Origin of the sequence: Actinomadura fibrosa, from assembly GCF_900659615.1 — a bacterium.
In the GTDB taxonomy this organism is placed as follows: domain Bacteria; phylum Actinomycetota; class Actinomycetes; order Streptosporangiales; family Streptosporangiaceae; genus Spirillospora; species Spirillospora fibrosa.
The window spans coordinates 1-5,968 of record NZ_CAACUY010000384.1 but is presented as its reverse complement, the minus strand read 5'-3'; the positions used below and the strand labels follow the sequence as shown (position 1 = coordinate 5,968).

7 protein-coding genes are annotated in these 5,968 nt (G+C 74.2%); 5 read left to right on the top strand and 2 right to left on the bottom strand.

What is annotated here, in order from left to right:
- A partial coding sequence (locus E1300_RS46740; RefSeq protein WP_207400395.1) for a helix-turn-helix domain-containing protein occupies positions 1 to 379 on the bottom strand: 379 nt, incomplete at its 3' end.
- A 124-nt stretch (positions 380 to 503) separates the two neighbouring features.
- On the opposite strand from E1300_RS46740, the gene E1300_RS46735 reads away from it, so the two are divergent.
- From E1300_RS46735 to E1300_RS46715, 5 genes are all read left to right on the top strand, one after another.
- Positions 504 to 1,853 carry a Gfo/Idh/MocA family protein gene (locus E1300_RS46735; protein ID WP_131763704.1) on the top strand — a complete coding sequence of 450 codons (1,350 nt, stop codon included), beginning with the start codon at positions 504 to 506 and terminating at the stop codon, positions 1,851 to 1,853.
- 4 nt (positions 1,854 to 1,857) lie between these two features.
- A complete protein-coding gene (locus E1300_RS46730) occupies positions 1,858 to 3,147 on the top strand; it encodes an ABC transporter substrate-binding protein (RefSeq protein ID WP_131763703.1) in 1,290 nt (429 codons plus the stop codon).
- Positions 3,144 to 4,625, top strand: coding sequence for an alkaline phosphatase D family protein (locus E1300_RS46725; RefSeq protein WP_131763702.1), 1,482 nt, complete (start codon positions 3,144 to 3,146; stop codon positions 4,623 to 4,625). The genes E1300_RS46730 and E1300_RS46725 overlap by 4 nt, the downstream gene beginning before the upstream one ends.
- A 5-nt stretch (positions 4,626 to 4,630) precedes the next feature.
- Complete coding sequence (locus E1300_RS46720; protein ID WP_131763701.1) at positions 4,631 to 4,831, top strand: hypothetical protein; 201 nt, start codon at positions 4,631 to 4,633, stop codon at positions 4,829 to 4,831.
- 89 nt (positions 4,832 to 4,920) lie between these two features.
- Positions 4,921 to 5,604 (top strand): polysaccharide lyase family protein, encoded by a 684-nt coding sequence (locus tag E1300_RS46715; protein ID WP_242619851.1) that lies wholly within the window; start codon positions 4,921 to 4,923, stop codon positions 5,602 to 5,604.
- Here the strand turns inward: E1300_RS46715 and E1300_RS46710 are convergent.
- The coding region (locus tag E1300_RS46710; protein ID WP_131763699.1) for a helix-turn-helix domain-containing protein at positions 5,571 to 5,968 on the bottom strand (398 nt) is incomplete at its 5' end. The two genes, E1300_RS46715 and E1300_RS46710, sit on opposite strands and share 34 nt — an antisense overlap.

The following is a 5,968-nucleotide window of genomic DNA, read 5'->3' as shown; positions in this document are numbered from 1 at the left end:
GCCGCTCGGCCGGCGGCGCGGCGACGTCCAGGTCGGCGCGGTGGCCGCCGACCACCTCGCCGGACAGGTCGGCGACCAGCAGCCGCGCCCGGTGCGCGTCGATCTCGATGCCGAGCGCGTGGCCCGCCTCCGCGCGGAACCGGTACCGGCGCGCGGGGCGGCCGAGCCCGCTGCCCGGCCGGGGCGGCGCCTCGGTGACCAGCCCCCGGTCGATCAGCTCGCCGAGCACGCCCTCCGTCGTCGGCCGGGACAGGCCCACCTGCCGCGCCAGCCCGGTCAGCGTCGACTCGCCGCCGTCCCGCAGCGCCCGCAGCGTCGCGGCGGAGTTGAGGCGGCGGAGGACCGACGGGTCGCCCCCGTGCAGCGAGTGTTCGGACACGGCACCTCTTGACAGCGATCGGCGGACGGACGACATTATTGCCAATCTACTTATGAAACGACATTTCGTAATGCCGGGACAGCAGCCGGTCGCAGCATATATGACCAGCTCAGAAGGGTCGCGCATGGACATCGGGAGGCCCGCGATCGCCGTGGCCGGAGCCGGACTGCGCGGATCCGGCTACGCCCGGCGGATCCGGGAAGCGGGCCGCGGCCGCATCGTCGCCGTCGCCGAGCCCGACCCGGCGCGCCGGGCCCGGTTCGCCGCCGAGCACGGCCTCCCGCCGGAGCGGACGTTCGCCGGCTGGCGGGAGATGGCCGCCGCGGGCCGGCCCGCCGACGGCGTGATCATCGCGACCCAGGACGCCGAGCACGCCGGGCCCGCGGTCGCCTTCGCCGGGCTCGGCTGCCACATCCTGCTGGAGAAGCCGATGGCGACCTCGGAGGCCGACGCGGTGCGCGTCCTGGAGGCCGCCGAGCGCGCCGGCGTGATGCTCGCCGTCTGCCACGTCCTGCGCTACACCCCCTACACGCGGCTGGTCCGGGGGCTGCTCGCGGACGGGCGGATCGGCGCCCCGGTCAGCGTCCAGCACCTGGAGCCCGTCGGCTGGTGGCACCACGCCCACTCCTACGTGCGCGGCAACTGGCGCCGCGAGGACGAGTCCGGGCCCATGCTCATGACGAAGTCCTGCCACGACATCGACTGGCTCGTCCACGTGATGGGCGAGGTCCCGTCGCGGGTCGGCTCGTTCGGGCGGCTGTCGCACTTCCGTCCCGAGAACCGGCCGGCGGGCGCCGCGTCCCGCTGCGTCGGCTGCGCGGTCGAGCCCGCCTGCCCGTACTCGGCGACCCGGCTCTACCTGTCCTGCCTCGGCGACCCCGAGCGCGAGGCGTGGCCGCTCGGCGCGGTCACCGACGACCGCACCGAGGCGGGCGTGCTCGCGGCGCTGCGCGAGGGCCCCTACGGCCGGTGCGTCTACGACTGCGACAACGACGTCGTCGACCACCAGGTCGTGAACCTGGAGTTCCCGTCCGGCGCGACCGGCGCGTTCACCATGACCGCGTTCACGCCCGCCGCGCAGCGGCAGACAAGGATCTTCGGCACGCACGGGTGCGTCGAGGGCGACGGCGTCCGCGTGTCGGTGCGCGACTTCGTCACCGGGGAGCTGGAGGTCCTGGAAGCGGACCGGCACGGCGCCGCCCGGAACTCCCCAGGCGGCGCCCCCATGGACGGCCGCCACGACGACGGCGACGACGCGCTCGCCGACGCGTTCGTCGAGGCGCTGGCGACCGGCGACCCGTCCCGGCTCAGCTCCGGCGCCCGGGAGAGCCTGGCCACGCACCGCGTGGTCTGGGCCGCCGAGCGGGCCCGGCGGGACGGCGTCGTCGTCGAGCTCACCGCCACCACGGACCCGGTGGACGCCGGGCCCCCGGCGCCCGCCGACTTCCCGCACCCCCCGCGAAAGGCACGGTGAACCCATGATCATCAGACCCCTGTGGGGCGGCGCGGCGGTGGCGCTCGCCCTGGCCCTCGGGCTGTCCGCCTGCGGCGGCGACGACGGAGGCCCGGCGGCGCCCGCCGCCAACGACGGGCGCGGCCCGATCAAGGTCGCCACCGGCAAGGACCTCACCCAGACGGTCCAGAAGCTGGTCGCGACGTGGAACGGCGCCCACCCGAAGGAGAAGGCCGAGATCGTCGAGCTGCCCGAGGACGGCGACCAGGCCCGGCAGCAGCTCGTTCAGAACATGCAGATCAAGTCGGACGCCTACGACGTCGTCCGGCTCGACGCGGTGTGGACGGCCGAGTTCGCCGCCCGCCGCTGGATCCTGGAGCTGCCGAAGACCGTCGCGGACACGGGCACGTTCGTCCCCGCGGCCCTCCAGACCGGCATGTACCGGGGCAAGCTGTACGCCGAGCCCTGGCTCACCGGCACCGGCGTCCTCTACTACCGCACGGACCTGCTCGCCAAGGCGGGCGTGCAGGAGCCGCCGAAGACCTGGGCGGAGCTGCGCGACGCCTGCGCCAAGGTCGCGAAGACCCCCGAGGGCAAGGGCGTGGACTGCTACGCGGGCCAGTACGCCAAGTACGAGGGCCTCACCGTCAACTACTCCGAGGCCGTGCAGTCGGCGGGCGGCGAGGTCTTCGACTCCGCCGGGAAGCCGCAGGTGAACACGCCCCAGGCGAAGGCCGGGCTCCAGTTCCTCGTGGACGCGATGAAGGACGGCACGATCCCCGGCAAGGCCATCACGTACAAGGAGGAGGAGGGCCGCCGCGCGTTCCAGGACGGCAAGCTCGTCTTCCACCGCAACTGGGCCTACGTGTACGCGCTGGCCTCGGGCGAGGACGGCTCGAAGGTCGCCGGGAAGTTCGACGTCGCGCCCATCCCCGGCAAGGACGGCCCCGGATCCGGCACGCTCGGCGGCAACAACCTCGCCGTCTCGGCGTTCTCCAAGCACCAGGCCACCGCGCGCGACTTCATCTCCTACATCGTCAGCCCGCCGGTGCAAAACCAGTACGGGCGGGCGCAGTCGTTCCCGCTGTCGCTGGCGGCCCTCTACGGCGACTCGGAGATGATCAAGAAGTACCCGTACCTGCCCACGCTGAAGAAGGGCATGGACACCGCCAAGCCGCGCCCGGTCGTCGTCCGCTACAACGAGGTCAGCACGACGATCCAGGAGCACGTCACCGCCGCGATCACCGGCAAGAAGCCGGTCGACCAGGCTGCGGAGGAGCTCCAGAAGGCCCTGACGACGCTGGCCGACTCGTGAGGCCCGCCCCGCCCGCCGACCCGTTCCAGCTCGGGGTCGCGTCCGGCGACCCGCTGCCGGACGGCTTCGTCCTCTGGACACGGCTCGCCCCACGCCCCCTCGAACCCGACGGGCACGGCGGGATGCCGCGCGTCCCGTACACCGTCCGCTACGAGGTCGCCGAGGACGCCGCCTTCCGGAAGGTCGTGAAGCGCGGGCAGGCCGTGGCGGCACCGGAGCTGGCGCACTCGGTGCACGCCGAGGTCCACGGGCTGCGCCCCGGCCGCGAGTACTTCTACCGCTTCCGCGCCGGGACGGAGATCAGCCCGGCCGGGCGCACCCGCACCGCGCCCGACCCGCGAGCGCGCGTCGCCGATTTCCGCTTCGCCACCGCGTCCTGCGCCGCCTGGTACCACGGGCACTTCACCGCCTACGAGCACATGGCCAGGGAGTACCTCGACCTCGTCCTGTTCCTCGGCGACTACATCTACGAGTACGGCATCACGTCCGCGAACATGTGGCGGCAGGGCGTCCCGCTGCCGGGGCCCGAGCACGCCGTCGAGACGACCACGCTGGAGCAGTACCGGCTCCGGTACTCGCTGTTCAAGACCGACCCGAACCTCCAGGCCGCGCACGCCGCCGCGCCCTGGGTGTTCACCACCGACGACCACGAGGTGCAGAACAACTACGCCGACGACTGGTCCGAGACCGGCATCGCGCCGGGCGACTTCCTGCGCCGCCGCGCCGTCGCCTACCGCGCCTTCTACGAGAACCTGCCGCTGCGGAGGGCGTCCCTCCCCCAAGGCCCCGGCATCGCGGTCTACCAGCGCCGCCACTGGGGACGGCTCGCCCAGCTCGACATCCTCGACAACCGCCAGTTCCGCGACCGGTACCCGGCGGGCGCCGTCGTCGACAACTCCCCCGAGCGGCTCGACCCGCGGCGCTCGATCCTCGGGGAGGCGCAGGAGCGGTGGCTGTACGAGGGGCTGCGCCGCTCGTCCGCCACCTGGAACCTGCACGCCAGCGGCGTCGTCATGGCCCAGATCGACCGGACGACCGGCCCCGGCGAGAGCTACAGCAACGACATGTGGGACGGGTTCCCCGCCAACCGGGACCGCCTGTTCGCCGCCTGGAGGCGGCACGGGATCGCCAACCCGGTCGTGTTCTCCGGCGACATCCACCGCGGCGTCGCGGCGGAGCTGAAGGCCGACTGGGCGGACCCCGCGTCCGCGACCGTCGGCACCGAGCTCGTGTGCAGCTCGATCGGCTCGGACGGCGACGGCGCCGAGACCGACGGCAGCGCGCCCGTCTGGCTCGGGAACCCGCACGTCAAGCTCTACAACGCGCGGCGCGGCTACCTGAGCTGCCGGCTCACCCCGGCCGCGCTGACGTCCGAGTTCCGGACCGTCGCCCGCATCAGCACGCCCGGCGCGCCGCTCGCGACCGCGGCCCGCTTCGTGACCGAGGCCGGTCGTCCCGGCCTGAACCGGGAGGCCTGACCCCGATGCCCCCTTCGCCGCCCACCCCGCCGGGCACCGTCGCTCGGCGCACCGTCCTCGGCCTCGCCGCCTCGTCCGTCCCCGCGGCCCTGCTCGGCTCCACCGTGCTCGGCGCCGCGCCCGCCGACGCCGCCGCCACCGGCCGCGGCCCGGACCCGGTGCGGCGGGTCCACGGGCGACCGCCGAGCTCGGCCGGGTCCGGCTGACCTGGGACGGCGAGGCGTACGCGCCGCTCGTCGACCACTACGCGATCCACGCGTCGCGGACGCCCGGCTTCGCGGTCGGACCGGACACTTTGCTCGCCAAGACCGTCTACGCGTCCTTCCCTCACGACCGGCAGGGCGGGCGGCGCCAGGACTGGTACTACCGGATCGTCGTCGTGGACGCGGCCGGGAACCGCTCCCGGCCGTCCGCGGAGATCGCGGGCCACAGCGCCGAGTCGGTCGCCGTGTCCGGCAGGCCGCTCGCCACCGTCGGCGCGTTCGACCAGAGGAGCCTGGAGCTCGCCCTCGCGCCGTCCGGATCCGCGCAGTACAGGACGCGGTTCCCGAACGGCGTGGACTACACCGTCGGGACGAGCACGCCCGGCACCGACTGGTCCTACATCCAGCCGGGCCCGGCGGACGCGTGGGCGGGGAGCAAGGCGAGCCGCCACACGTTCCGGTTCGCGCTGGACGTCGTCCCGGCCGGGGAGACCTGGCTGTCGATCTGGCTGCTCGACACGCACGCGTCCAACCCGGGCACGCTCGACCTCGCGCTCAACGGGACCGCGATCCCCACGGTCAAGCTGGAGAACGGGGCGACGCGCGGCTCGCTCGAAGGCGACGCGACCGTCCCGGGAACGCTCCTCAAGCCGTCCTACGTCGAACTGGCCCTGCCCACCGCGGCCCTAAGGACGGGCGAGAACGTGCTCACCATCGACAAGAGGCTCGGCTCCTGGCACGTCTACGACGCGCTCGGCGTCTTCGCCCGCCCGTAGGCCGCGCGGTAGGCGGACGGGGTGAGGCCCACCCGCCGCACGAGGTGCCACCGCAGCGAGTCGGCGCCGCCGAGCCCGCTGCGGTGCGCCACCTGGTCCATCGGCAGCGCCGTCGTCTCCAGCAGCTCGCGCGCCCGGCCGATCCGCTGGTGCAGCAGCCACTGGAGCGGGCTCGATCCGGTCTCGGCCTGGAACCTGCGGGTCAGCGTCCGGGTGCTCACCCGGGCGTGCGCGGCGAGGTCGGCGAGGGTGAGCGGCGCGTCCAGGCGCTCCAGCGCCCACGCGCGCGTCGCCGCCAGTGACGCGTCCGGCTCGGGCGGCACCGGCGCGGCCAGCACCTGCGCCTGCCCGGCGGGCCGCGGCG